The following is a 24458-nucleotide window of genomic DNA, read 5'->3' on the forward strand; positions in this document are numbered from 1 at the left end:
CTGCTCTCCATTCCGCCACTCCTCACGCGAGGAGCCGGGCTCAGTAGTTCCGCGACCAGACGCTCTTGCACCGCGTGTACTCGTCGAGCGCCGGTCGGCCCAGACTCCGCCCGTAGCCGGAGCTCTTGGCGCCGCCGTACGACACGGCGGCGTCCGTGACCTGGTAGCAGTTGATCCACACAGTGCCGACGTCGAGGGCATCGGCGGCCCGGTGTGCCCTGGCGATGTCCCGGGTGAAGACACCGGCGGCGAGACCGAACTGACTGTCGTTGGCCAGCCGGTAGGCCTCGTCCTCGTCCTCGAAGGGGATCACCGACATCACCGGCCCGAAGATCTCCTCGCGGGCGATCGTCATGTCGTTGCGGACGTCCGCGAAGATCACCGGAGGCACGTAGTTGCCTCCGGTCGCTGAGCCGGCCGCGCCCAGGTACCTCAGGCTGGCGCCCTCCTCCTGTCCGACCTGGATGTAGCGCTGCACCTTGGCCTGCTGCTCGGGCGTGATCAGTGGCCCCAGGTCGGTCTGCGGGTCGAAGGCGTTGCCCACCTTCTTGTCGCTCGAGTAGCGGACGGCCTCGTCGAGGAAATCCTCGTAGATCGACCGTTGCACGAAGGTGCGGGTTCCGGCCGTGCAGACCTGGCCCGAGTTGTTCCACACCGAGTGCGTCGCCATCTGCGCCGCGGTGGCGAGGTCGGCGTCGGCGAACACCAGCACGGGACTCTTGCCGCCCAGTTCGAGGTTGACCTTCTTGAAGGTGTGCGCCGCGCTCGCGGCGATCGCCCGTCCGGTCCCGACCGATCCCGTGAACGAGATCCGGTTCACGCCCGGGTGCTCGACCATCGCGCGGCCGACGGCCGCATCGCCGTGCACGATGTTGAAGACCCCGTCGGGGATGCCCGCCTCGAGCGCGAGCGTCCCGAGATACGCAGCGCTGAGCGGGGTGTGCTCGGCCGGCTTGAGCACCACGGAGTTGCCCGCCGCCAGCGCGGGGGCGCACTGCGCGAAGACGGCGGCCGGCCCGTTCCACGGCTTGATGACGCCCATGACGCCGACCGGCTCGATCCGCTCCTGGACGACGTAGTCCGGGCCGACCGGCGGAAGCGAGCCCGCCATCTTGGTCGGCCAGCCGGCGAAGTAGCGCAGCGCGTTGGCCGAGTAGGTCGCGATGTAGTCCGCGTAGCGCCGGAGAATGCCCGCGTCCAGCGTGTCGAGGTCTCCGACGACGCTCGCGTTCTGCTCGATGAGCTCGGCCAGCCGCACGAGCCGGCGCTCCCGCTCGCGCGGGACGAGGTTGCGCCACCGGCCGTCGTCGAAGGCTTCGCGTGCGGCGAGGACCGCGCGATCCAGCTCGGCCGCACCGCCCGCGGCCACATGTCCCAGCACGCTCCCCGTCGACGGGTTGACGATGTCACGCGTCGCCCCGGACTCGGAGAGAACCTCGCGTCCCCCGATGAGATGAGGCACGGTTCCCGCGGAGAGGAGCCGGTGTGCCTCGGCGGAGATCCTGGCACCGTCGAACTCGACCTCGCCGGAATACGGGGTGGTGGTCACTTTCCGTCCCTTTCTTCTTACGAGGCGAGCACCGGCGACGCGTGCCAGCAGACGAATCGCCGGGTGCCGTTCACCGTCGTCCAGACCGCGGAGTACCTCGAACGGACCTCGATCACATTGCCGTTGAGCTGGGCGGAGATCCTCGCCTCGCCGGTCACGATGGAGGTCGGCCCGTAGACCGTGACCCGGGTGTCGCTGCGGTCCACGGCGACGTAGCGGACCGTGCCGGCCTCCAGCGATCCGAGGTACGACGCAGCCGTGTCGACCAGCCCGTTGGAGTGGGTGTACGACAGCTCGTCGTCGAAGAGCGATCGAAGCGTGTCGATGTCCTGCGCGATCAGCGCCTGCCATCGCCGCTCCTCGAGCGCCAGTGCTTCCTCTGCGACACTCGTCGTGTCCGCCGCGGTCATGTGGATTCCTTTCTCAGGCACTGACGCCCAGGTAGGACGCCTCGATCTCCGGCCAGCGGCGTTCGAGATCCGCGGCACTGCCCTCAGCCGTGATCCGGCCGCCGGACATGACGTAGCCGCGTTCCACGTGCTGCAACGCCAGGTGGACGTGCTGCTCGACCACCAGCACACCGATGCCGAACTCGGCGGACAGCGACCGCAGGGCATCGAACAGCCGCTCGACGATCAGCGGCGCCAGCCCCAGCGACATCTCGTCCACCAGCAGGATCGAGGGATTGCAGTAGAGCGCCCGGGCCATCGCCAGCATCTGCTGCTCTCCGCCGGAGAGCAGTGCGCTGCGACGCTTGCGCAAACGTTTCAGCTCGGGGAACAGGTCGTAGGCGTCGACCCGAGGGGGTGCCGACGACGCCACGCGGAGGTTCTCCTCGACGGTGAGGCTGTGGAACAGCGACCGGTCCTCGGGCACCTGCACGATGCCCTTGCCCACGAGTTCGTTCGGCGACTTCCCGTTGAGGACCTCGTCGCCCAGCCGGATCTGCCCGCCGAGGGGCTTCACCAGTCCGGAGCAGGTCAGCATGATCGTCGACTTGCCGCCGCCGTTGGGACCGATCAGCGCCACGACTTCGCCGGGGGCGACGGAGAGGTCGACGCCGTGCACGACCGGAACGCCGCCGTACCCAGCGCTGAGTCCGCTCACGGTCAGGCTCTTTCCGGTCATCGCGCACCCTCCTCGCTGCCCGCCGGAACAGTCGCCGGCGCGCCCAGGTAAGCCTGCAGAACGGCCGGGTCCTCCCGAATCATCTGGGGGGTGCCGGACGCGATCCAGCGGCCGAAGTTGATGACATGGACCGTTTCGCAGTGCCCGAGGACGAGGTCCATGTCGTGGTCGATCAGGAACACGGTGACGCCCAGTTTCTCGACGGCGGCCCGAAGGTGCTCCGCCAACTCACGCGTCTCGCCGGCTTCGAGGCCTGCGGCGGGCTCGTCGAGCAGCAGCACCTTCGGCCGGGAGACCAGCGCGCGGGCGATCGAGACCACGCGCTGGATTCCGTGCGGCAGGTCGCCGGGAAAGCGATCGACGGTCCAGCCCACGCCGAACAGATCGAGTGCCTCCTCGATCGACTCGTCCGTCCCCGCGCCCTTGCGGAGGTCCCGGATCCGATTGCGGATCCCATGCCGGTCGGCGTAGACCTGCATGTTCTCGCGGACGGTGAGATCGTGGAAGAGTTCCACCGACTGGAAGCTGCGGACCAAGCCGTGCCGGCTGCGCTTGTGCGCCGCCCACTTGTCGATGGCCTCCCCCTCGTACCTGATCGAGCCGGTGTACGAGGTCATGCCCGTGAGTGTGTCGATCAGTGTCGTCTTGCCGGCTCCGTTCGGGCCGATCAGGCCGGTGATGCTGCCCTCCTCGACCGTGAAGGAGACGTCCGTGAGCGCCTGCACACCGCCGTACCGGACACCGACCTGGTCAAGCTCGATGATCGCCATCGTCAACTCCGATTCTCGTTCCGACAGACTGCCGCACGGTGCTCAGGACGCCGGCAGCGTGCCGCGGAACCACGGGATGCCGTCGCGGACGTTCACGTAGGGCTTCAGATTCGCGGGGACGCCGTCGACGGTGACCGGCACGAACTCGCCCTTCTTGTACTGCGCGACCGTGACGTAGGGGTTACGGATCGCCGGGGCCTCCTTCGCCGCCGCGTCCGATTCCATCGGGTGAGTCATGAAGCCGGGCCAGTCGGTCGACTTCTGGGCCTGGGCGAGGACGGACTCCTTGGTGATGTCGCCCTTGATGCCCTGGAGCACCGACAGGGTGTACTGCATCCCCGAGGACGCGGCACAGGTCTGACCGGTCAGCTCCCTGTCCGGCGCGTACGTCTTCATCACGTGCTCGTACAGCTCGGCGTCCTTGCTGTTGCCGCTGGTGGGCGAGCAGACGAACGAGAAGTAGACCCCTTCGGCGGCCCCTTCGGAACTCTCCAGCACTGTCTTCACCGCGGGAGTCTGGGTGGTCGTGATCGGAACGTCGACGCCCGCGGCCTTGAACGCCTTGAGCACACGAACCGCGTCCCCCGCCCCAATCCCCGCGATCACGGCATCCGGCTTCGACGCGGCCACCTGCGAGGCGAGCGGCGTGAAGTCCGGCGTGCGCAGGCCGTAGGAGAAAATGCTCGACTTCTTGCCGCCGAGCGTCTCCCACAGGCCGGCCAGCGACTTGGCGACCGCGTTCGCGGCACCGTTGTCCTCGAACACCAGCGCCACGTTCTCGACGCCGATCGAGCGGAGGTAGACCGCGAGCCCGGGGTAGGTCCCGGAGGCTCCGGAGGTGGTCGGGAAGAGCAGTGGGTTCTCGTTCTCCTGCTGCGAGATCGGCCAAGCGCCGAGCGTGGCGACCTCCGCCTGCGTGAACTGGGGAAGGACCACCTGGCCGACCACGAGGGAGGCGTTGTTCACGAAGGCGACGGGCTCCTCCGCCAGGAGGTTGTTGGCGCAGGTGGTTCCGGCGGCGCTGTCACCCTTGTCGTCACAGGTGACGACCTTGACCTCGCGGCCGTCGATCCCGCCGAGCTCCTTGTTGATGTACTTCTCCCACGCCTCGTTCGTCGCCTTGACGTCCGCGTTGCTCCAGAACGGGTTGTCGATCGTCAGCAGCGATCCGAGGACGATCGGTCCGGAGCCGCTCGCGGAGGCCGCGCCGCCTCCGCAGGCGGTGAGCGCGCTCATGGTCAGCAGTCCCGCCGCGGCGAGGGCGACACGGGTTCTGAAAGTCTTGTGCTTCATCGGACGAGCCCTTCGATTTCTGAATCGGTAGCGACACTGGTGCTGCGTTCCGCCGGGGGTGGCGGAGGCACCTTCGAGTTGCCTGAACGCGATCGCAGACGGTGGCGCAGATCGTGTCCAAGAGATGCGATCCCGTTGGGGTGGAGCTGGATCGCGATCAGCAAGCCGAGTCCACCGATCAGGTCGTGATAGCTGGCCCAGCCGTTGACGGCGAGGAGTTGGGCGAAGAGGCCGCCGGCGGCGCCGATACCGGCGAAGATCGCGCCTCCGATCATCGCGATGCCGCCGATGTAGGCCATGACCACGATGTTCAGCGAGGCGAACGTGGTGAAGCCGTTCGGAGCGAAGACCAGGGCGTGGTAGCCGAGGAGGCATCCCGCGAGGCCGGCGATCGCCGAGGCCAGTGCGAAGCCCGCCAGCTTGTAGCGAGGGACGTTGGTGCCCGCCGCGATCGCCGCCGCCTCGTTCTCGCGGATCGCCAGGGCACGTCGGCCCAGGCTCGACGCCCGCAGGGCTCCGACGACGGAGGCCACGGCGATCACGACGACGAGGACCAGCACGGCGAACGAGGTCATGTCCAGCTGTCTGCCGAACAGTGCCGCAGCGGGGATCAGCGGGTAGCCGTACTCCGCATCGGTGAACCGCGGGTCCTGGAAGACCACCTGCTCGCAGATGTACGCGGCGCTGAGGGTGACGAGAGCGAGGCTCTGTCCGCGCACCCGCACCGACGGCAGCCCCAGGATGATCCCGATGACACCCGCCACGGCGGCGGCGATCAGCATGACCAGGGGCAGCGGCAGGCCGGCGGCGAGGCGCGCCGTGACCAGCCCACCGATGCCCGCGGTCGCGCACTGCGCGAGCGAGATCTGGCCCAGATATCCCGTGACCACGACCACCGAGAGGCCGATGAGGATGCCGCAGAGGGTCACGATGCCGGCCGACAGCCACGGGGTCGACGACGTGTAGATGAGGAGCAGCCCCACCGCGAGTGCGATGACAGGGCCCGACTTCCGGTAGCGCGGAAGGGGGGCGACCGGCAGCCGGCCCGTGGCGGCGTCGCCCCGTGCGGGGAGCAGCCGGCCCGACGCGACGATGAGGAGGATGACCACGAGGGCCGGGAATGCCTGGGAGCGGCCGATCCCGGCCCACAGGATGGAGTACCAGCCCTGGTGGTCCTGGACGAGGGCGAGCATCGACTGGGCGATGCCGATGCCGAGGCCGCCCGCGACGGCGAGCATGAACGAGTTGAACCTCGCCAGGAGCGCCGCGCCGAACACCGGGACGATGAGCATGGTCAGCGCGTCCGCGTCGAGGCCGGAGATCGGGCTGAGGACGATGCCCGCCACGGCGGCGAGCGCGAATCCGATCGCCCAGGTCAGGGCCCCCAGCAACTGGGGGGACAGCCCGACGAGTTGGACGCCCTTCTCGTTGTCGGCCACGGCGCGGACGGCGAGACCGAGCCGGGTCCGCACGGACACCACGCTGAGCACGATCCCGAGCAGGACCGCCAGGCACGCGATCAGCAGGCGGTCGACCGGCAGGGCGACACTGCCCAACTGGAGCACGTGGGAGGGCAGCTCGCCCCTGGGGGTGCGGGAGGCGACGTCGAACAGCGCCATCGCCAGTCCGCGCAGGACCAGCAGCAGTCCCAGCGTCGCGGTGATCCTGGCCAGGATCGGCGCGTTCCGGAGCTGGCGCATCACGAGGAGGTAGAACGCCACGCCCGCCAGGGAGGCAGTCGCGATGGTGATGGCGACCGCCAGCGCGGCCGGGACACCCCCGTCATCGCGGAGCCCGAAGAAGACATAGGCGCTGAACATGCCGACGGCCCCCTGGGCGAAGTTCGGCACGCCGGTCCCGCGGTAGATCGCGACTACCCCCAGAGCCAGGAGGGCGTACGCGCCTCCCAAGCCCAGACCCAGCACCGCCATGCGAAGCAATTCCACGTTCTCACTCCCGTCTGTCCGCCCGCCGCGAAGGCGATTCGCGGTATGACTGGCGCCGCGAGGAGTCTCACCAGCACTGGAGCCATCCGTCAATACTCATGATGAATATTCCTCATGAGCATTGCGACTCCTGATTGAACCCTTGACGGATCTATTCCTCATGACGAATAATGTGCGGTGCGTCACAGAAGGCAGGAGAGTCATGACCGCCGAACCCCGTCGCGCGGCCACGGCCGCAGCACGCCCGTCGCGGGTGTGCACCATGCAGCGGGTCGGCGCCGGTCAACTCGCCGAGTTCCTGACGTCGCTCCGGTACGCCGAAGGCCCGATGCCGCGTCACCCCGTGCTCGTCGACCTCGACGACGCCGTGCGCGAAGGGGCCCCCGAGCCACCGCAGGTCCGCCCTGGCCTCGACCCGATCCTGGTGGGCGTCTCCACCGCGGTCCCGGGGCCGGCCATCGCTGCGCTGTCGAGGTCGCTGACCTTCACCATCGCGCCGGGAGGGGTCGGGCGCTCCTGGGTCGACGCCCCGGTCGACGAGACAGTCGAGGCGGTCGCGTCCACCTTCTCGCGCGCACCGGTCGCGTCGAGTGTGCTGGACCGGACCCTGCGCGCGAGCGAGAACCTCCCGGTCGTCACCGCGCTCGAGCTGGAGTCCGCCGCCTACTCGATGCTGCTGGCCTCCCCCGAGTTCGCCGACTGGCGGCGGCGAACCCCGCGCGGTACATCGGGTTCCGAGCCCGCGGCCGTCGTCGTCGAGCGCGACGGGCCGTCGCTCGTGGTCGAGCTGAACCGACCTGCTCGTCACAACGCCTTCAACCACGCGATGCGCGACGGAGTGCTGGAGGCGCTCTCGATCGCGCTGGCCGACGACTCCATCGCCGAGATCCTTCTGCGCGGTCGCGGACCCTCGTACTGCAGCGGCGGCGACCTCGACGAGTTCGGCTCGTGCGACTCCCCCGCGGCTGCCCATCTGGTCAGGCTGGAGCAGAGCGTGGGACACGTCGTCCATCTCCTCCGGGAGCGGGTCGTGCCGACGCTCCACGGTGCCTGCATCGGGGCGGGCATCGAGATCCCGGCGTTCGCAAGCCGCGTGCGCGCGGTCGAGGGGAGCTGGTTCCAGCTCCCCGAGCTGTCGATGGGACTCATCCCGGGTGCCGGCGGAACCGTCGGCATCCCGCGACGCATCGGCCGCTGGCGCACGGCGTTCCTGGCCCTCACCGGGCAGCGGATCGACGTGGCCACGGCCTTGGACTGGGGCCTGGTCGATGAACGGCACTGAGGACGCGGCCTCCGCGGAGGCACGACTCTGGGCCGCGTCGGGAGCGATGTCGCTGACCGGGCGGGCGGGCGGGCCACCTCGGCTGGCGCCAGGACTCCCCGCGACCACCGTCGCCGAGGAGCTGACCCGGCTGTCACTGTCCGCGAGCAGGCGCACCGGACACGCTCCGGCGCTCCCGGGCGTTCGCCTGCTCTCGGAACGCGCCGCCATCGCCCGCCTGGGGCGTCGCGGCCCGCTCTCGTGCTCCGGCACGTTCCGGACGCTGCCCACCCTCGACGGCCGTATCGGACTGTCCCTCGCGCGCGACAGCGACCTCGACATGGTGCCCGCTCTGGTGATGACCGACGAGATCACCGACCCGTGGCAGGCGGTGTCGACTTGGGCGCGGGGCACCTCGACCTCGGATGCCGCCGACCGGATGGAGCTGCTGGGTCTGCCCGGGACGGCCGTGCACCGCCACGGGCCTCCACCAGGTGTCCGGGACCCTGTCGAGCTGACGCCGGGCGGAATCCGGCCACGCGTCCGTGAGCGCCCGCTGATCATCGACTTCACCGCGCTGTGGGCGGGCCCGCTGTGCGCACACCTGCTCGGGTTGACGGGCGCGGAGGTCGTCAAGGTCGAGAGCAGCACCCGCCTCGACGGTGCCCGTCACGGTCCTCGCGCCTTCTTCGACCTGCTGCACGGCGGGCACCGCTCCGTCGTGATCGACCAGAACGACCCGGCCTCGCGGGACGCCCTGCTCCGACTGGTCCGATCCGCGGACCTCGTGCTGGAGTCCTCACGCCCACGCGCACTCGCGTCCTGGGGCCTGCACGCCGACGAGCTCGTCGCGGACGGCGTCAGCTGGCTCTCCGTCTCGGCTCGGGGCAGGGGCAGCCAGCGCGTCGGCTTCGGTGACGACGTGTCCGTCGGCGCAGGGCTGTACCTCCTCGACCGGGACGACGTCCTCCCCTGCGGCGACGCCCTCGCGGATCCGCTCACCGGCGTGGTCGCGTCCAGGGCCGCCGCAGAGGCCCTGGAGCAGGAGCGGGCGGTGCTCGTCGACGTCTCCATGCACGATGTCTGCCGCCACGTCGCCGCCGCGGGTGTCGACGACCGGCACCGGCTGCGCGTCACGATGGACAGGTCGGGCCGATGGCAGCTCGACACCGGCGAAGACATCGTGGAGGTCGCCCCTCCTCAAGCCCGCCGGCCTGCCGGGCCAGCCGCCGCAGCCGGTGCGCACACCCAAGAGGTGCTCTGGTGACGGGCCCGGAAGCCCTCGGCCTGCTCCTCACCGAGGTGGACCTGGGCGGGACGCTCGTCGACGTACGCACCCGTGGTCCGCGGATCACCGAGGTCGCTCCCGGGCTGCGGCCCGCCGGCGAGCTGGTGATCGCCGGCCGAGGGGGTGCACTGCTCCCCGGGCTCCACGACCACCATCTCCATCTGCACGCACTCGCCGCCGCGCGGCACTCGCTCGACGTCGGACCCGATCGGGTGAGCGGCCTGCCGGATCTGGCCCGCGCGCTGCAGACCGCTCCGCAGGGCGACGGCTGGCTTCGCGCCGTCGGCTACCACGAGTCCGTCGCCGGCGAGCTGGACCGCCACGTGCTCGACCGGCTGCTTCCGGACCGGCCCTTGCGGGTTCAGCACCGCAGCGGGGCGCTGTGGATGCTGAACTCGAAGGCGCTCGACCTGGTCGCCGGGACGCTCGACCCCGGCTCCCCCGACATCGAGCGAGATGCACAGGAGCGTCCCAACGGCCGGCTGTGGCGCTACGACCGCCGCCTGCGAGAGCACCTCGCCGGCGTCGACGACTCCCACCGCGTGGCGCTGCGCGAGGTCCGCGACCAGCTGCTCGGGTCCGGCATCACCGGCGTCACCGACGCGACGCCGGACCTGGACGAGGCGGGCGTCCGCGAACTGGCCCTGGTGGCACCACTCCACGTACAGACGCTCGGTGTCGGTGACACGCTCGACCTTCCGGCGAACGTGAGCCGCGGACCACGTAAGTTGTTGCTGCGAGACCACGATCTGCCCGACTACGACACGCTGCGCGCCCTCATCGACCAGGTAGGCGCCGACGGTCGGCGGCGCGCCGTCGCCGTTCACTGCGTCTCGCGGGAGTCGCTCATCCTGACCGTTGCGGTACTCGCCGACCTGGGCGCCTGCCCCGGCGATCGCATCGAGCACGGTGCGATCATCCCGCCGGAGCTCGACGACGACCTACGGCGGCTCGGGCTCACCGTCGTGACGCAGCCCGACTTCCTGCGCAGCCGCGGCGACACCTACCTCGCCGAGGTCGACGTCGACGATCTACCGCATCTCTACCGCTGGGCGAGCCTGTGCCGGGTCGGCATCCGCGTGGCCGGCTCCTCCGACGCACCCTTCGGCGACCCGGACCCATGGCAGGTCATCAGGTCGGCACGGGATCGCACCACCCGCTCCGGAGCGGCGATCGGCGCCGGTGAGCGAATCGACTCGGCGCTGGCCCTGGATACGCTGCTCACCCCCCTCGAAAACCCGGGCGGTGCACCGCGCCGCGTGGCGCCGGGCGCACCGGCCAGCCTCTGCCTGCTCTCGGTGTCCTACCGCGAGCAGCTCGCCGCGCCTTGCTCAGAGGCAGTGCGGATGACCGTGATCGACGGTCGTCCCGCCTGGTCCCGCTGAGCGCACTGCGCCGACTGGTCCTCCGGCAGCGTTTCGTTATCTGGCCTGGTCGGAGACGTCGCCCTCGATGGCGATCGCAGTGAGATCCAAACAGGCAGCAGCAGCTTCAGCGCCTGCCGAGCCGCCCAGTGATAGGGGAACTGACCAGGTTCAACCAGTGGATGCAACACCGGCTTATTTCATCGATAGTAGACGGTCGTTGAGGGCTTCGGCGGGTGTCTTCCAACCGAGGCTCTTGCGGGGGCGACTGTTGAGCGTGGCTGCGACCGCCTCGATATCCTCCGCCGCCCATCGAGAAAGGTCGGTTCCCTTCGGGAAGTACTGGCGCAGCAGGCCGTTCGTGTTCTCATTCGTGCCGCGCTGCCAGGGGCTGTGCGGATCGGCGAAGTAGACCGGGACGCCGGTCTCGATCGTGAACTGGGCGTGCGCCGAGAGCTCCTTGCCCCGGTCCCAGGTAAGCGACCGCCATAGTTGCTCGGGCAGGGTGCCGATCGTCGCCGCAAGCGCATCTTTCATCGTCACCGCGCCGTAACCGGCCAACGGCGGCCCGTTCTTGGTACGGGGAACGATGCCGTAGCCGTCCTGGCGGGGCAGGTGGACAAGCACCGTGTACCGGGTCGTGCGCTCGACCAGCGTGCCGATTGCCGATCGTTCAAGTCCGATCAGGAGGTCGCCCTCCCAGTGTCCCGGTACGGCGCGGTCGTCGGCTTCGGCCGGCCGTTCGCTGATCAACACCTCGGGCGTGACGTGGGCCCACGCCTTCCGCTTGGACCGGGCACGAGGCACCCGCAGGGCTCTGCCGGTGCGCAGGCAGGCAACGAGCTCACGCTTGAGCGCTCCACGGCCTTCGATGAACAGGGCCTGGTAGATCGCCTCATGGCTGATCCGCATGGACTCATCATCGGGGAAGTCGACCTTCAGCCGGTTCGCGATCTGCTCCGGACTCCACGCCATGACCCATTTGCGGTCGCCGCGGTGCGGCTTGTTCTTCCCCTTCCACCGCGGGCCCTTCGGCCCCAGTTCTGTCCCGTCCGGCCGGCTGACCTGGCCGGACAGCCTTTCCTGCACGTAGTCCCGCAGCCGGTCGTTCGCGGCCAGCTTCGCTGTCTTCGGGCGCCGGGCCACGAGGTCGGCCTTCCACTGCGCGACCGAAGCCCGGTAGTCCAGCCGGCCGCCACGGGTCGCGGCGTTGCGCCGCAGCTCCCGGGATACCGTCGATGGATCGCGGCCGAGACGTCGCGCGGCCTCCCGGACTCCGATGCCCTGCGCTTTGAGGATCGCGATCTCTTCACGCTCGTGAAAGGACAGGTACCGGCCGGACTGCGGAGCAAGATCCATTGGTGGCATGCCGCCACCGTGACGGAACCACCTGCAACCCGCCGCCTGGGATACGCCAACCGCAGCTGCCGCCTCCTCGGCGAGCAACCCCTTCGCGATCTCCCGCCAGAACTGACGTGCCACTTCCCGCCGAAGCACCGGCGCACCCGGGGACTTCATCGGCGACCGTCCAGTCAACGCCGCCATCCACCCTGCTGGCCTGCCCATCAACACCTCCGAGGACGAGGTGTTGCAACGACCGATTGAATCCGCCCTGGTCGTGTCCCGCCGAGTGGTGTAGGGGATCCACGTGGAAAGCTGCAGGTCGCGTCCAGGATTTACCGATCGGTGACGGTCGGCTTATTGACGGCCCGTCATGTCAGTCGCATCCCGGATCGCCGCCACCGCGGAGCCCGGGAGTCTGACACTGACGCATCGTGTCCGGCACGATCGACGCGGATCGGAACGCCGCCCACAGCTCCGCTTGCCGGGGACAACTGCCGTGGTGTGGGCGTTGCCGACGCAGGCACAGGAAAACCGGTCCATCAGAAGCCGCCTCGCCGAACCCACCAGCTCGACGACTGCGAACCGGGCGGCTGCCGGACCTCGCTCACCGCCCGAAACTCGAGGCCCTCCCCGCCCAGCACGGAACCAGCACGGGACAGGTCACCAGGGATGACGAGGGGTGCCCACAGGTCAGCACCGAGCCAGCACCGGCACCACCGACGAGCCCCTCACGGACGGAGCAACACCCTTCCGACCTGCACCTTTGCCACATCAGCCCATTTACGATAAGTGGCGCCTCGAAAATTTGTGCAGCAATTTCATGAAACCACTCTGACCTGCACGTTTACCCCTACTGCGCCTCTAGAACCAGCACGGGGCTCGCCGTCAACGCTCGCCACGCTAACGCATGTCGCCCCCTGATCCACCACTCACCTCGGATCACCCCGGACAAATGTGCTGCGGCCTGCCCTCTGTGCGCCTGCGGCAAGCGCACGCCGTAACCGAACGGGCCGACGGACGATCGAGCCGGCAAGCCACCGAGCGTCGAGCCGTCGAGGCCGCGGGCGCCCGAGCCGGCGCGGCCCGGTCCGCCGCCCGGGAACCGGGCCCCCTACCGGGGGTCGAGGGCGCGGATGAGGTCGATGCCGTGTCCGAGGTTGCCCAGACGCGCTGCGAGGGTGTCGCCCGCCGGGTAGAGGCGGACGGTGTCCACGCCCACGGCGCGCCAGTCCTCGAGCCGGGCGCGGACCATTTCCTCGGTCCCGATCAGAGTGGTGGCCAGGACCATCTCGTCGGTGATGAGGCCGGTGGCGCCGTCGCGGTCCCCGGCCTGCCAGCGCTCGCGGACCTGGGCGGCGACATCGGCCCAGCCCTGGCGGCTGTAGGCGTTGTTGTAGAAGTTGGTCGAGCCGGAGCCCATCCCGCCCAGTGAGAACGCCAGTTCTTTCTTGCGGCTGCCGACGACGCCGGTCAGCTTGCCCTCGTCCGGGACGATGTTGATCTCGGCGCCCTGGCAGATGTCGAGGTCGGTGCGGGTACGGCCGTTTCGGGCCAGCCCGGTGTCGAGGTGGGTGAAGTAGGCGTCGGCACCTTCGGGGACGAAGCTGGTGCCCAGCCAGCCGTCGGCGATCTCGCCGGTGAGTTCGAGCATCCTGGGCGACAGTGCGGCCAGGTGGATCGGCACCTGCACCGGCTCCAGGCTGAGCCGCATCGGGCGGCCCTCGCCGTCGGGGAGGGGGATGGTGTACTGGCGGCCCCGGAAGGTGATCTTCTCGCCGGTGAAGGCCGCGCGGATGATCTCGACGGTCTCCCGCATCCGGGTCAGCGGGCGCGCGAACGGGATACCGTGCAGGCCTTCGATGACCTGCGGCCCGGAGACGCCGAGGCCGAGGCGGAACCGGCCGTCGGACAGGTGCGCGAGGGTCATCGCGGTCTGCGCGATGGTGACCGGGGAGCGGGTGCCGAGCTGGATGACCCCGGAGCCGAGCAGGAGTGTCTCGGTACGGGCCGCCAGGTAGCCCAGCGGCGAAGGGGCGTCGCTGCCCCAGGCCTCGGCCACCCAGCAGATGTCCAGGCCGAGCTTCTCGGCCTCCAGGACGAACTCGGCGGTCTCGCGCCAGTTTCCTCCGGAGCCCTCGATGGTGGTCGCGGTGCGCATCATTTCCCCCGTTCGGCGAAGTTCTTCATGGCCGCGAGGTTGGACTTGATGCCGGTCTCGAACTCGCGCAGCCGGACGAACACGATCTTCTGCTCCTTGTCGGGCATGGCCTCGATCGCGACGCTCAGCCCGGACGGGGCCGGTCCGAGCTGAGCCCACTGCTCCAGCACGGTGCCGGCGTCCTGCGGGTGCAGCGTGAACCGCCACACGCTCATCGGGTGGGCGGGGTCGCCCACCGCCCAGGCGAACCGGCGCGGCTCCTCGCAGTCGACGACGGTGCTGACCGTCTCCCAGTCGCCCAGAGCGTGGTGGGCATTGCGCCCGCGGAACCGGTTGCCCGTGCGGGGACCGGTCGCGCCGTCGAGCCATTCGACGTGCTGGAGCTCGGCGCTGAGCTCGGGCATCAGGTGGATGTCGCTCACGTACCTCCACAGCCGCTCGGGGGGTGCGTCGATGTAGGTCCTGACGGACACCGTCGGGGTGTCGGCGTAGACCTGTCCCGTCCACTCCATGGCACCTGGCTCCTCTCCCTCAATGACCTGCATAGTTGCGTATTAAGACTCACTTACGCAAGGCCAAACGCCTGCGCTTTCTGCTGAGTTTCGTAGAAAGACTCGTATCATCGGGGCACATGAGGCGTACGTCGTTCGCGAACTGGCCCTGCTCGGTGGCCCGGACCATGGACCTGCTCGGGGACTGGTGGACCCCGCTGGTGCTGCGGGAGGCGTTCTACGGGATCCGCCGGTTCGACGAGTTCCAGCAGGAGCTGGGTATCGCCCGCAACACGCTGTCCGAACGGCTGCGCAGGCTGGTGGAGGCGGGGCTGGTCGAGAAGCGCGTCTACGAGACGCAGCCTCTCCGCCACGAGTACCTGCTGACCGAGTCCGGCCGCGACTTCTACGGCGTCATCCTCGCCATGACCAGTTGGGGCGACCGGTGGCTGGCGGACGAGGCCGGGCCACCGGTGGTCACCCGCCACGAGACCTGTGGCCACGACGCCCACGGCGAGGTGGTCTGCTCGCACTGCAAGGAGCCGCTGGCCTGGGAGGACGTCACCCCGCGCCCTGGCCCCGGCTACCCGCAGAAGCTGCTCGGGCGTCCGGACATCCGACGGCGGTTCAAGCTGGACGAGCCGGGGCGGCCGACAACGGCCGCGCACTGACCCCGGCCCGGCCGGCCGCCCGGGTGGGCGGGCGGCCGGGCGGAGGTGCGGAGCAGCGCGCGCCAGGCCCGTGCCCGCTTGAGCAGGACATGCGCGCCCGCCTCCCAGGTGAAGCCATGCCGCCGTGCGTCTGCGGGTTGTCGGCGCTCGCCGCGTCGGCGGCGTCTCCGGTCGCCTGCACGGCCGGCCGCGCGGCGTCGGTCGGGGCGGCCGGTCGGCCAGGGCGTGCTGGCGGCCTGGAACGAGCCGACGATCACCTTCTACAAGTCGCCCGGCGTCCGGATCATCGACGACAGGAGGATCCGCCACCTCGCCGGCGAGCCACTGGCCGCACTCGCCGCCCAGGCCCGGAGCTGACCCTTCTGGGTGACCCGGCCTACGGAAGGGGGGGCTCGCGGGCCTTCATCGGGGGCTCGCGGGAAACACCAGGAGGCACGGTGCCGCGTACCGAGGGCGCGCTACTGACGGCGGAGGTCTGCTGCGCCGCCGCTCTCATCGGCTGCTCGGACGACAACGACACCCCCTCGTCCGTGTCGTCCGCCGCCGTCAAGGTCGCCTCCGCGGCGGAGTAACCAGGCTGCGAGGACTCCGCCGCCGCGTCCTCGCTCGCCTCGGCGACCGCCGAAGCCGGCCGTCAACTGGACGAGATCAACAACGGCGTCGGCATGACGTCCGACGTCGATCTCGGCACCCCGGGCGTCGGCAACGGCCGCACCACGGTCGAGGTCACCGTCGACAACACCACCGACTCCACGAGGCCTTCGCCGTCCAGGTCGACTTCACCGACTTCGCCGGCAACCGCCTCGACACGGTCGCCGTCACCGTCTCCGATGTAGCGGGCGGCGAGAAGAGCACGGCGACGGCCCGCAGCAACCGCGACCTCTCGGGTGAGGTGAGGACGAAGGTGGCGCGGGCGGTGCGGTACTGACCCCGCGAAGCCACGCTCCGCATGCGCAACTCTGCCCACCGGCGCAGAATAAGAGGTATGGGACTCGTTCGGCCTGCGTGAACACGCGGCCCCCCGCTCCGAGTCCCCATCGCAGGGGACTCGTGACTCTCCTCAAACAGCCCTCTTCCAGGGAGGGACCCCCATGCGTCCCGTCTGCGGCATCCTCCCGCCGCGCATCCTCGAAAAGCTGGCCGAGGCGGACCACCCCGACGTCCGCGAGGCCGCCCGGGAAACACTCTCCGTCGCCGCCGACTTCCGGCAGAACCGGATCAACACACCGAGCCTGGTGGCACCCGCCCCACCCACACAGTTCGTCCTGACGCGGACGGTCTACGACACCAACAACAGCATGGCGTTGCCCGGCAACAAGGTCAGGGGAGAAGGTGACGCCCCCACGCTGGACGGCACTGTCAACCGTGCCTACGAAAGCCTTGGTCTCACCTTCACGTTCTTCCAGAACGTCTACGGGCGCCACTCCATCGACGACGCCAACCTGCCGCTGGACGCGACGGTCCACTATCGTCGCCGGTTCAACAACGCCCTCTGGGACGGCAGCCAGATGATTTTCGGGGACGGTGACGGTCGCATTTTCAACGACTTCACCATCTCCCACGACATCATCAGCCACGAACTCGGCCACGGGGTCACGCAGTACACCGCCGGCCTCGTATACCAGGACGAGTCCGGCGCCCTCAACGAGTCGGTCTCGGACGTCTTCGGCTCGCTCGTGAAGCAGTACGCGCGGCAGCAGACCGCCGATCAGGCCGACTGGCTGATCGGGGCGGGCCTGTTCACCCCGGCGGTGCGCGGCCAGGCCCTGCGGTCCATGAAGGACCCGGGTTCGGCGTTCGACGACCCGCTGCTGGGCGGCAAGGACTCACAGCCGAACCACATGAGCGGCTATATCCACACCCCGCTCGACAACGGCGGCGTACACGACAACTCCGGCATCCCCAACCGCGCCTTCTACCTGACCGCGACCGCCATCGGCGGCTTCGCCTGGGCGAAGGCGGGACGCATCTGGTACGAGACGATGACTTCCGGGCAGCTCTCCCAGAACTGCACCTTCCGGGAGTTCGCGGATGCCACGACGAACACCGCGAAGCGGCTCTACAACTCGGGGAGTGAGCTGACCGCGGTGGAAGACGCGTGGCGGACCGTCGGCGTCCTGTGAGCCCTCACGCCATGCGCATCCGGCTGATCAGAAGCGGTGGCCTGCTCGGCACGCCCCGCCGGGCCGATGTGGACACTTCCGGCCGGTCCGACGGGGCGGAGCTGGAACGGCTCGCGCACCAACTCCTGGCCGAGCCGGACAACCGGCCCCCGGCCAGGCCGGGCGTGCCCGACGCGTACCACTACACGCTGACCGTGGACGACCAGCCCCCGGTCGAGTTCACCGACCCCGGGCTGACCGAGGGTCAGCTCCAGCTGGTCGAGAGGGTCCTCGGGGAGGGCTTCTGAGTCCGGTGGTGACAGAGCGTCATCAATGACGTGTCTGGTCCGAGCTCCAAGGAGAGCAGTCGCAGACGCGCCATCGAGCGGGACAGACACAGTATCGACGGTCGCGTCACCCGTGCTGGTCCGGGTGTGTTACTGCCGGCCACGGCAACTACTTGCCGTCACCACCGTTGTGAGACAGGGCTGGTGATACTCGCCGCGGGCCTGTCCCGTCACACTGCCCTGCGTGCCCTGTTGCGCATCCCGTTGCCCACCGGGCGGGTGCCCCGCGTGATCGGCGTCGACGACCTCGTCCTGCGCCGGCGGCACCGCTGTGCCACCGTGGTGACCGACGCCCAGACCCATGAGCGGATCGACGTGCCGCCCGACCGCACGGCCGACACCCTGGAAGCCTGACTGCGTGCCCACCCGGGCGCCGAGGCCGTGTGCCGCGACGGCTCAGCCACCTGTGCCGAGGCCGTCCGCCGCGCCCTGCCCGACGCGGTGCGGGTCGCCGACCGCCGGCATCTGTGGAACAACCTCGGCGGGGCCGCCGAGCGGGCCGCCGCCCGGCACCGCCAGTGCCTGCGCGTCCTGGTCCCCGAACCGGCCGGGAATGAGGACGCCGAGTCCACGCCGCCCGAGGACCCGCCGACGTCACGTGGAAGAGCGACCGGTTCGCCAATCGCATCCGGGCCAGACACGCCACCGTCCACGCCCTGCTGGAAGCCGACCACAGCCGCCGCTCGATCGGCCGTCAGCTCCGTATGACCCACCGCACGGTCAAGAGCCTTGCCGACGCTGCCAGGCCGGAAGACCTCTTCCACGGGCAGCGGCAGTACAACCGGACCTCCACCCTGGACGAGTACAAGCCCTGTCTCGACGACCGCTGGAACCAGGGCTGCACCAATGCATGGGCCGGGCCGGCCCTGGGAGGAGCAGCAGGCGCCTGGGCCGCCTCGAAGACGTCTGCTGGGTGACGACCAGTCACCGCTTCACGGAATGTGTGCCGGAACCACTGCTGCTCGACAAAGCCACTTTCATGGCCTGCGCCTTTGCCGAATCAGTGCACTTACGGAAAGTAGTGCCTCGAAACATCCGTCATGCCCCCGATAACCGCAACGCGGCGTGGCGTGGTCACGCGTCCCCGTATGCCTCGCCGCCCAGTTCGAAGCGAGCGGTCCCGGCGGTCGCGTCCGCGAGCCAGGACCGGAAGGCGTCCACGTCGGAGTCGGGGAGGCCGATCTCGATCGTGACCGCCTCGGCGTAGCGCACGTCCCGCACCACGCGCCCCGTGGAGCGCAGGTCGTTCTGGATCTTGCCGGCCCGCTGGTGGTCGACCGTCACCGTGGCCAGCCGGAACCGGCGGCGGGTGAGCGTGCCGACGGTGTCCAGTGCCTCGCCGACGGCGCCGCCGTACGCGCGGATCAGCCCGCCCGCGCCGAGCTTGACGCCGCCGTAGTAGCGGGTGACGACCGCGACGACGTACCGCATGTCACGGCGCAGCAGCATCTGGAGCATGGGGACGCCCGCGGTGCCGCCGGGTTCCCCGTCGTCGCTGGCCTTCTGGACGGAGGCGTCCGCGCCGATGACGTACGCCCAGCAGTTGTGGGTGGCGTCGGCGTGCTCCTTGCGGACGCCGGCGATGAACTCCTGCGCCTCCTGCTCGGTGGCCGCCGGGGCGAGGGCGCACAGGAAGCGGGAGCGGTTGATCTCGGTCTCGTGCACACCCGCGCGGGCGACGGTGCGGTACTCGTCCTGCATCCGGCCAGCTTATGCGGCGCCCCGGGGCACGGTCATGGCGGTCAGCAGGGCGGTGCCGGGGACGAGGTCCGGCCAGCCGGCGCCGCGCCAGGACAGTACGGCGATCGCGGAGGTCGGGAACTTGGTGCGGACCCGGTCGAGCGTGTCGTCCACGCCGTCGCCGGCCAGTGTCACGACGAGGTCGGCCAGGCCCGGGTTGTGGCCGATCAGCAGCAGGGTGCCGACATCGGTGGGCACCTCGTGCAGCACGGCCAGGAGTGCGGGGACGTCGGCGGCGTACAGCCGCGGTTCGTGCCGGACCGGCACGGACGTGTCCCACTGCGCCGCCGCCAGCTCCCAGGTCTCGCGGGTGCGGGCGGCGGTGGAGCACAGCACGAGACCTGGCAGGCCGATGGTCTCGGCGATCGCGCGTCCGGCGGCGGGCGCGTCCCGGCGGCCGCGCCCGGCCAGCGGGCGGTCCCGATCGGCGACGCCGTCGGGCCAGGCGGACTTGGCGTGCCGCAGGACGACCAGCCGTCGCGTCCGCCCCACACCGGTGCGCCCGGTCGTCCCCGCCGCCCCGCTCACGCCGGGGATCCCAGGTCTCGGGCGAGGTCGAGGCCGAGCAGCCGGTCCGCGTAGACGTACGTCTCGAAGCGGGCACCGTCCGGCAGGTCCGGTGCGGTCTCCACGTCCCGCAGCACGCGGAGGACGCCGACCGCGTCCAGGTCGTCCTCCCAGGCGGTGCGCAGGTCCGCGCGCACCGCGTCGGGGATGGGTCGCGAGGGCCGGTGCGCCCAGGCGGCGACCGCGCCGCGCCAGCGCGCGAGGGTGCCGGCGGCGTCGTCCAGGGCGGCCGGGTCGAGCCGCAGCGGGCTGCTCCTGGGGTGCGCGAGCAGGGCGAGACGCAGAACGGTCGGGTCGGTGCCGTCCGTTGCGCCGGGGCCTTCCGGACGGACGGGCGCGACGGCGACCCGGACTCCGTCGGGTGTCTCGCCGCCCTCGCTCACGACGTGCAGGACCTGGGCCTCGCCCAGCCCCGTGCCGGCGTCCCGGCTGTCCTCGAAGGGCCGTACGCCCAGGGCCGCGCCCGCCGCGCGCAGTTCGGGCAGGTCCCGTTCGCCCACGAGCAGCGCCCACACCGGGGTACCGCCGAGTTCCAGGGCACGCACGAGCAGGTCGGCGACGAGCAGCACCCGCAGGTTCGTCGGATCGAATCCGCGCGTGTGGGCCTCGACGCGGGTGAGGCCCCGCCGGGCGGGGGTGGCGTCCACGGGTTCGCCGGTCCGGGCGTCGGTGATGCGCAGCACGAGGCGAGCGTAGGCGCACAAGCGGGCCCGCGCAGGCTCTCGCACGCTTTTCGGGCCCGCCGCGGCTCCGGAACGTACCCTCGCCCCCGGGAATCTCCGCACACACCCGGCCGTTGTCGGAGCAGCAGTTCTTCCACGACCCTTCAGGAGGCCGACGGTGTACGGCGACGAGGCAACGGTTCGCAGGATCCTCACCGGGCTGGGCGACACCTGGGCCGTGGTGGGCCTGTCGTCGAACCGGCAGCGCGCGGCGTACGGCGTCGCCCAGGTGTTGCAGCGCTTCGGCAAGCGAGTGGTGCCGGTGCATCCGAAGGCCGAGACGGTGCACGGCGAGCAGGGGTACGCCTCGCTCGCGGACATCCCCTTCGAGGTGGACGTCGTCGACGTGTTCGTGAACGGCGAACTGGCCGGAGCGGTCGCGGACGAGGCGGTCGCCAAGGGCGCCAAGGCGGTGTGGTTCCAGCTGGACGTCATCGACGAGGCGGCCTACGAGCGGACCCGCGCGGCGGGTCTGGACATGGTGATGGACCGCTGCCCGGCGATCGAGATACCGCGGCTGGGCTAACCGGGGCCGGGTCGGCGGCAGGCCTCAGGGGCGGGGCCCCGTGAGACCCGGGGCGCCCCACACCGGGAACCAGCGGGCCAGATCGTCCTCGATGCGCAGGTCGTCCGCGAGGAGCGCCCTGATCTGGAGTTCCAACGCGTTGTCACGCCGCTCCGTGCCGTCGGGGAGCGGCGCGAAGGGGTAGAAGGTACCGCGCTTGTAGAGGTAGACCAGCGCCAGGGCCCGGTGGTCCGACGTGGACCGGAACCCGATCAGGGAGCAGAGGAGTTGCGGGCCGAAGCCCGCGTCCTGGAGGAGCGTGTTGACGGCGTGCAGATCGTTGACCAGTGAGGCGGTGTCGTCGGCGGGGAGACGGACAAGGAGCCATGTGTACCCGTACGCGTCCTTGGTGTACTCGACGGGTGTGCCGCCCCGGCCGGTGTCGGCGTCGAGCAGGTCCCGTACCTCCTGCTGGAGCCGGTCGAACGCGCCGCCCTCCACGCTCGCGAAGCAGACCGATCCGGTCCCGGTCGGGGTGAACCCCGCCCCCGCCTGCACGGTGATCGCGGCCGAGGGCAGGCTGAAGAGCTGGTCGAGGTCCGGGCGCACCGGCTTGCTGCGGCCGAGGATGGTGTCGAGGAGTCCCACGGCACGGCACCTCCGTGAATCGTCATGCCCGGCCGAGCTGGGCCGAGATCCGGCCGAGCTGGTCGAGGCGCTGTTCGAGGGTGGGGTGGGAGGAGAGCAGCCGGCTCAGGCTCTCCCGGGAGGAGAAGGCCGGTGCGAACCAGAAGGCGTTGAACGGCTCTGCCCGGCGAAGGTCCTTGGTCGGAATCCTCGCCATCTCGCCGGTCACCTTGGTGAGCGCGGACGCGAGTGCGGACGGACGGCCGGTGAGCAACGCGGCGGAGCGGTCGGCGGACAGTTCGCGGTAGCGGGACAGCAGCCGGGTCAGCAGGAAGCTGATCACGTACACGACGGCACTGACCAGGGGGATCAGGAGTGCCACGACGGCGGTGGTGCTGTCGCGGCTGGTGCGGCCGAGTCCGGTGTAGAGCGCGGCGCGGGTCATGAAGCCGGCCAGGACGCCCAGGAACGAGGCGATGGTCATCACGGCGACGTCCCGATGGGCGACATGGGAGAGCTCATGGGCGAGGACGCCCTCCAGCTCCTCCGGTTCCAGGCGGCGGAGCAGACCCGTGGTGACGCATACCAGGGCCGTTCTCTCGTTGCGGCCGGTGGCGAAGGCGTTCGGTATGTCGCTGTCGGCGATCGCCACCCGCGGCTTGGGTATGTCGGCGAGGGCGCAGATGCGGTCCACGGAGCCGTGCAGCCCGGGAGCCTGCTCGGGGGGCACCTCGCGCGCCCCCATGCTGAAGGCCGCGATCCGGTCACTGAACCAGAACTGCGCGACGAACAGGATGCCCGCGATCAGCAGGATGACGGGCCACGCGTTCTTCAGGAGGGCCAGCAGAACGCCGACGAAGACGACATAGAGCAGTCCGATCAGGAACATCGTCGTCACCATGCGGGTGGTGAGGCCCCGGTCCGGGGCGTACCGCGAACGCGACCGGGTCTTGGGCATCCGGATCACCTCCAGTGAACGTGCACTGCCACACTGCACATTCCTCTCCTGCCAGTGTGCTCCTTCCGCGCACGGCGGGGCCCGGCGCAAAAACCGCCGGACCGGGCCGATGCGCACGGCACGAGACGTCTCACCCGTTGCTGCCGTCAGTGGTGCGGGGGACGGCCGCCGATCCGGTGGTCGGCCACGTTCAGCGCCTCGTCCACCAGTCGGCGCAGATGTCCGTCGCGCAGTGAGTAGATCACCCTGCGGCCCTCCTTCCGCGTGTCCACCAGCCCCGCGAGGCGCAACCGTGCCAGGTGCTGGCTGACCGCGGGTCGCGCCGCCCCGCACGCCTCGGTGAGGGTGCTGACGTCGGCCTCGCCGCCGGTCAGGGCGTGCAGCAGGGTCAGCCGGGTGCGGTCACCGAGCAGGGCGAGGAGTTCCGCCGCGAGCGCGAACTGCTGGTCGCCGGGAGTGCGCGGGTGCGCATCGTGCGCAGGTGACAGGTGCATGCGTGCGCTCATACGCACATAATGGTCCCCTGGGCGGCACCCCGTCCACCCCGCCCACCGGAAGGGGATCCACGTGAGCGTCCGGCACGAGCACCCGCACCCGCACCCGCACCCCGGAGTGTCCCCGCGCCATCGCCTCCGCCACCTGCTCGCCCCGCACTCCCACGAGACCGCGGACAAGCTCGACTCCGCCCTCGAGTCCTCGGCCCGCGGCCTGCGGGCGCTGTGGATCTCGCTGGCGGTGCTCGGCGTGACGGCGCTGGCGCAGGCGGTCGTGGTGGTCGCCTCGGGCTCGGTCGCGCTGCTCGGCGACACGGTGCACAACGCCGCGGACGCGCTGACCGCCGTACCGCTCGCCCTCGCCTTCGTGCTGGGCCGGCGCGCCGCAACCCGCCGTTTCACCTACGGCTACGGCCGGGCCGAGGACCTGGCCGGCATCGCGATCGTGCTGACGATCGCCGCCTCCGCGGCGTTCGCCGGCTGGACGGCGGTGGACCGGCTGCTCGATCCGCGTCCCGTGGACCATGTCCCGGCGGTCGCCGTGGCCGCACTCGTCGGGTTCGCGGGCAACGAGTGGGTGGCCCGCTACCGCATCCGGGTCGGCCGTGCCATCGGCTCGGCCGCGTTGGTCGCCGACGGACTGCACGCCCGGACGGACGGGTTCACCTCACTCGCCGTGCTGCTGGGGGCCGGCGGATCGGCTCTGGGGTGGCAGCTCGCGGACCCGGTCGTGGGACTGGTGATCACCGCGGCGATCACCCTGGTGCTGCGGGACGCCGCGCGGGAGGTGGTCCGGCGGGTGATGGACGCCGTCGACCCTGCGCTCGTGGACCGGGCGGAGCAGGCACTGACCCGGGTCCCCGGGGTACGCGGCGTGGGCGAGCTGAGGCTGCGCTGGATCGGGCACCGGCTGCGCGCCGAGGTGGCGGTCGTGGTGGACGGCGGGGCGACGGTGCGGGAGGCCCATCGCATCACGGTCGACGCCGAGCACGCCCTGCTGCACGCCGTGCCCCGGCTGACCGCGGCCCTGGTCCACGCCGACCCGGAACCCGTCCCCGGCGAGCGGGACCCGCACCTGCCCCTGGCCCACCACGCGACGGCGTGACCGGCACGCCCCTGCTTCCTAATGCTGT

26 protein-coding genes and 1 pseudogene are annotated in these 24458 nt (G+C 70.4%); 12 read left to right on the forward strand and 15 right to left on the reverse strand.

Going from position 1 to position 24458, the window contains the following annotated elements; all coding sequences use genetic code 11:
* Positions 1-40: 40 nt before the first annotated feature.
* From ACVW19_RS00655 to ACVW19_RS00680, 6 genes are read right to left on the reverse strand one after another with little or no spacing between them, the layout of a single operon-like run.
* Positions 41-1549: an aldehyde dehydrogenase family protein gene (locus ACVW19_RS00655; RefSeq protein ID WP_457455521.1), complete on the reverse strand. Its 1509-nt coding sequence runs from the start codon at positions 1547-1549 to the stop codon at positions 41-43.
* 17 nt (positions 1550-1566) lie between these two features.
* Positions 1567-1959 carry a nuclear transport factor 2 family protein gene (locus ACVW19_RS00660; protein WP_457455522.1) on the reverse strand — a complete coding sequence of 131 codons (393 nt, stop codon included), beginning with the start codon at positions 1957-1959 and terminating at the stop codon, positions 1567-1569.
* 13 nt (positions 1960-1972) lie between these two features.
* On the reverse strand, positions 1973-2677 hold the full coding sequence (locus ACVW19_RS00665; protein WP_457455524.1) for an ABC transporter ATP-binding protein: 705 nt from the start codon (positions 2675-2677) through the stop codon (positions 1973-1975).
* Positions 2674-3447 carry an ABC transporter ATP-binding protein gene (locus ACVW19_RS00670; RefSeq protein WP_457455526.1) on the reverse strand — a complete coding sequence of 258 codons (774 nt, stop codon included), beginning with the start codon at positions 3445-3447 and terminating at the stop codon, positions 2674-2676. The genes ACVW19_RS00665 and ACVW19_RS00670 overlap by 4 nt, the downstream gene beginning before the upstream one ends.
* A gap of 42 nt (positions 3448-3489) precedes the next feature.
* Positions 3490-4740, reverse strand: coding sequence for an ABC transporter substrate-binding protein (locus ACVW19_RS00675; RefSeq protein ID WP_457455528.1), 1251 nt, complete (start codon positions 4738-4740; stop codon positions 3490-3492).
* Complete coding sequence (locus ACVW19_RS00680; RefSeq protein WP_457455530.1) at positions 4737-6686, reverse strand: ABC transporter permease subunit; 1950 nt, start codon at positions 6684-6686, stop codon at positions 4737-4739. The genes ACVW19_RS00675 and ACVW19_RS00680 overlap by 4 nt, the downstream gene beginning before the upstream one ends.
* Before the next feature lie 202 nt (positions 6687-6888).
* Between ACVW19_RS00680 and ACVW19_RS00685 the strand changes: the two genes are divergently transcribed.
* The 3 genes from ACVW19_RS00685 to ACVW19_RS00695 are packed head-to-tail and all read left to right on the forward strand — an operon-like array spanning position 6889 to position 10620.
* The gene (locus ACVW19_RS00685; RefSeq protein ID WP_457455531.1) at positions 6889-7968 is read left to right on the forward strand and encodes an enoyl-CoA hydratase/isomerase family protein; all 1080 of its coding nucleotides are present in this window, start codon (positions 6889-6891) and stop codon (positions 7966-7968) included.
* Entirely contained in the window at positions 7955-9214 is a 1260-nt protein-coding gene (locus tag ACVW19_RS00690; protein WP_457455533.1) for a CoA transferase, read from the forward strand. Before ACVW19_RS00685 ends, ACVW19_RS00690 begins: the two co-directional genes overlap by 14 nt.
* Positions 9211-10620: an amidohydrolase family protein gene (locus tag ACVW19_RS00695; RefSeq protein ID WP_457455535.1), complete on the forward strand. Its 1410-nt coding sequence runs from the start codon at positions 9211-9213 to the stop codon at positions 10618-10620. The genes ACVW19_RS00690 and ACVW19_RS00695 overlap by 4 nt, the downstream gene beginning before the upstream one ends.
* A gap of 174 nt (positions 10621-10794) precedes the next feature.
* Here ACVW19_RS00695 and ACVW19_RS00700 read toward each other — a convergent pair whose 3' ends face one another.
* From ACVW19_RS00700 to ACVW19_RS00710, 3 genes are all read right to left on the reverse strand, one after another.
* Positions 10795-12144, reverse strand: coding sequence for an IS30 family transposase (locus ACVW19_RS00700; protein WP_457455537.1), 1350 nt, complete (start codon positions 12142-12144; stop codon positions 10795-10797).
* Positions 12145-13054: 910 nt separating this feature from the next.
* Positions 13055-14101: an LLM class flavin-dependent oxidoreductase gene (locus ACVW19_RS00705; protein ID WP_457455539.1), complete on the reverse strand. Its 1047-nt coding sequence runs from the start codon at positions 14099-14101 to the stop codon at positions 13055-13057.
* A complete protein-coding gene (locus ACVW19_RS00710; RefSeq protein ID WP_457455541.1) occupies positions 14101-14613 on the reverse strand; it encodes an SRPBCC family protein in 513 nt (170 codons plus the stop codon). Before ACVW19_RS00710 ends, ACVW19_RS00705 begins: the two co-directional genes overlap by 1 nt.
* Positions 14614-14732: 119 nt before the next feature.
* Between ACVW19_RS00710 and ACVW19_RS00715 the strand changes: the two genes are divergently transcribed.
* From ACVW19_RS00715 to ACVW19_RS00745, 7 genes and pseudogenes are all read left to right on the forward strand, one after another.
* The gene (locus ACVW19_RS00715) at positions 14733-15263 is read left to right on the forward strand and encodes a winged helix-turn-helix transcriptional regulator (RefSeq protein ID WP_457455543.1); all 531 of its coding nucleotides are present in this window, start codon (positions 14733-14735) and stop codon (positions 15261-15263) included.
* Positions 15264-15488: 225 nt separating this feature from the next.
* Positions 15489-15620 (forward strand): hypothetical protein, encoded by a 132-nt coding sequence (locus tag ACVW19_RS00720; RefSeq protein ID WP_457455546.1) that lies wholly within the window; start codon positions 15489-15491, stop codon positions 15618-15620.
* Positions 15621-15700: 80 nt separating this feature from the next.
* On the forward strand, positions 15701-15835 hold the full coding sequence (locus ACVW19_RS00725) for a hypothetical protein (RefSeq protein WP_457455548.1): 135 nt from the start codon (positions 15701-15703) through the stop codon (positions 15833-15835).
* Positions 15836-16354: 519 nt separating this feature from the next.
* The gene (locus ACVW19_RS00730) at positions 16355-17386 is read left to right on the forward strand and encodes a M4 family metallopeptidase (protein ID WP_457455550.1); all 1032 of its coding nucleotides are present in this window, start codon (positions 16355-16357) and stop codon (positions 17384-17386) included.
* Between the two features lie 11 nt (positions 17387-17397).
* Positions 17398-17673 (forward strand): protealysin inhibitor emfourin, encoded by a 276-nt coding sequence (locus tag ACVW19_RS00735; RefSeq protein WP_457455552.1) that lies wholly within the window; start codon positions 17398-17400, stop codon positions 17671-17673.
* A 204-nt stretch (positions 17674-17877) separates the two neighbouring features.
* Positions 17878-18193 (forward strand): annotated as a pseudogene (locus tag ACVW19_RS00740) (transposase); the annotation flags it as partial.
* Positions 18194-18416: 223 nt separating this feature from the next.
* Complete coding sequence (locus tag ACVW19_RS00745; protein WP_457455553.1) at positions 18417-18629, forward strand: hypothetical protein; 213 nt, start codon at positions 18417-18419, stop codon at positions 18627-18629.
* Between the two features lie 157 nt (positions 18630-18786).
* Here the strand turns inward: ACVW19_RS00745 and ACVW19_RS00750 are convergent, their stop codons facing one another.
* Genes ACVW19_RS00750 through ACVW19_RS00760 form a run of 3 tightly spaced genes read right to left on the reverse strand, consistent with a single transcriptional unit; the run spans position 18787 to position 20702 of the window.
* Positions 18787-19413, reverse strand: a complete 627-nt coding sequence (locus tag ACVW19_RS00750) for a YigZ family protein (RefSeq protein WP_457455555.1) — start codon at positions 19411-19413, stop codon at positions 18787-18789.
* Positions 19414-19422: 9 nt separating this feature from the next.
* Positions 19423-19980, reverse strand: coding sequence for a SixA phosphatase family protein (locus ACVW19_RS00755; RefSeq protein WP_457455557.1), 558 nt, complete (start codon positions 19978-19980; stop codon positions 19423-19425).
* Complete coding sequence (locus tag ACVW19_RS00760; RefSeq protein ID WP_457455559.1) at positions 19977-20702, reverse strand: hypothetical protein; 726 nt, start codon at positions 20700-20702, stop codon at positions 19977-19979. Before ACVW19_RS00760 ends, ACVW19_RS00755 begins: the two co-directional genes overlap by 4 nt.
* A 157-nt stretch (positions 20703-20859) precedes the next feature.
* Between ACVW19_RS00760 and ACVW19_RS00765 the strand changes: the two genes are divergently transcribed.
* Positions 20860-21267: a CoA-binding protein gene (locus ACVW19_RS00765; RefSeq protein ID WP_457455561.1), complete on the forward strand. Its 408-nt coding sequence runs from the start codon at positions 20860-20862 to the stop codon at positions 21265-21267.
* 24 nt (positions 21268-21291) lie between these two features.
* Here ACVW19_RS00765 and pspAB read toward each other — a convergent pair whose 3' ends face one another.
* The 3 genes from pspAB to ACVW19_RS00780 form a co-directional block, all read right to left on the reverse strand.
* Positions 21292-21894, reverse strand: a complete 603-nt coding sequence (gene pspAB, locus ACVW19_RS00770; RefSeq protein ID WP_457455562.1) for a PspA-associated protein PspAB — start codon at positions 21892-21894, stop codon at positions 21292-21294.
* 22 nt (positions 21895-21916) lie between these two features.
* The gene (gene htpX / locus ACVW19_RS00775) at positions 21917-22831 is read right to left on the reverse strand and encodes a zinc metalloprotease HtpX (RefSeq protein WP_457455564.1); all 915 of its coding nucleotides are present in this window, start codon (positions 22829-22831) and stop codon (positions 21917-21919) included.
* Positions 22832-22977: 146 nt separating this feature from the next.
* Positions 22978-23337 (reverse strand): ArsR/SmtB family transcription factor, encoded by a 360-nt coding sequence (locus tag ACVW19_RS00780; RefSeq protein WP_457455566.1) that lies wholly within the window; start codon positions 23335-23337, stop codon positions 22978-22980.
* 61 nt (positions 23338-23398) lie between these two features.
* Between ACVW19_RS00780 and ACVW19_RS00785 the strand changes: the two genes are divergently transcribed.
* Positions 23399-24430: a cation diffusion facilitator family transporter gene (locus ACVW19_RS00785; protein ID WP_457455568.1), complete on the forward strand. Its 1032-nt coding sequence runs from the start codon at positions 23399-23401 to the stop codon at positions 24428-24430.
* The last annotated feature ends 28 nt before the right edge of the window (positions 24431-24458 follow it).

The sequence above is a fragment of the Streptomyces sp. TE5632 genome (assembly GCF_054061295.1).

Bases quoted from the DNA above. Each gene is read 5' to 3' on its own strand.
- ACVW19_RS00735 (WP_457455552.1), top strand. From the start codon at position 17,398: ATGCGCATCCGGCTGATCAGAAGCGGTGGCCTGCTCGGCACGCCCCGC.
- ACVW19_RS00715 (WP_457455543.1), top strand. From the start codon at position 14,733: ATGAGGCGTACGTCGTTCGCGAACTGGCCCTGCTCGGTGGCCCGGACC.
- ACVW19_RS00780 (WP_457455566.1), bottom strand. From the start codon at position 23,337: ATGAGCGCACGCATGCACCTGTCACCTGCGCACGATGCGCACCCGCGC.
- ACVW19_RS00665 (WP_457455524.1), bottom strand. From the start codon at position 2,677: ATGACCGGAAAGAGCCTGACCGTGAGCGGACTCAGCGCTGGGTACGGC.
- htpX (WP_457455564.1), bottom strand. From the start codon at position 22,831: ATGCCCAAGACCCGGTCGCGTTCGCGGTACGCCCCGGACCGGGGCCTC.
- ACVW19_RS00670 (WP_457455526.1), bottom strand. From the start codon at position 3,447: ATGGCGATCATCGAGCTTGACCAGGTCGGTGTCCGGTACGGCGGTGTG.
- ACVW19_RS00745 (WP_457455553.1), top strand. From the start codon at position 18,417: ATGACCCACCGCACGGTCAAGAGCCTTGCCGACGCTGCCAGGCCGGAA.
- ACVW19_RS00690 (WP_457455533.1), top strand. From the start codon at position 7,955: ATGAACGGCACTGAGGACGCGGCCTCCGCGGAGGCACGACTCTGGGCC.
- ACVW19_RS00660 (WP_457455522.1), bottom strand. From the start codon at position 1,959: ATGACCGCGGCGGACACGACGAGTGTCGCAGAGGAAGCACTGGCGCTC.
- ACVW19_RS00750 (WP_457455555.1), bottom strand. From the start codon at position 19,413: ATGCAGGACGAGTACCGCACCGTCGCCCGCGCGGGTGTGCACGAGACC.
- ACVW19_RS00730 (WP_457455550.1), top strand. From the start codon at position 16,355: ATGCGTCCCGTCTGCGGCATCCTCCCGCCGCGCATCCTCGAAAAGCTG.
- ACVW19_RS00710 (WP_457455541.1), bottom strand. From the start codon at position 14,613: ATGGAGTGGACGGGACAGGTCTACGCCGACACCCCGACGGTGTCCGTC.
- ACVW19_RS00675 (WP_457455528.1), bottom strand. From the start codon at position 4,740: ATGAAGCACAAGACTTTCAGAACCCGTGTCGCCCTCGCCGCGGCGGGA.
- ACVW19_RS00685 (WP_457455531.1), top strand. From the start codon at position 6,889: ATGACCGCCGAACCCCGTCGCGCGGCCACGGCCGCAGCACGCCCGTCG.
- ACVW19_RS00700 (WP_457455537.1), bottom strand. From the start codon at position 12,144: ATGGCGGCGTTGACTGGACGGTCGCCGATGAAGTCCCCGGGTGCGCCG.
- ACVW19_RS00705 (WP_457455539.1), bottom strand. From the start codon at position 14,101: ATGCGCACCGCGACCACCATCGAGGGCTCCGGAGGAAACTGGCGCGAG.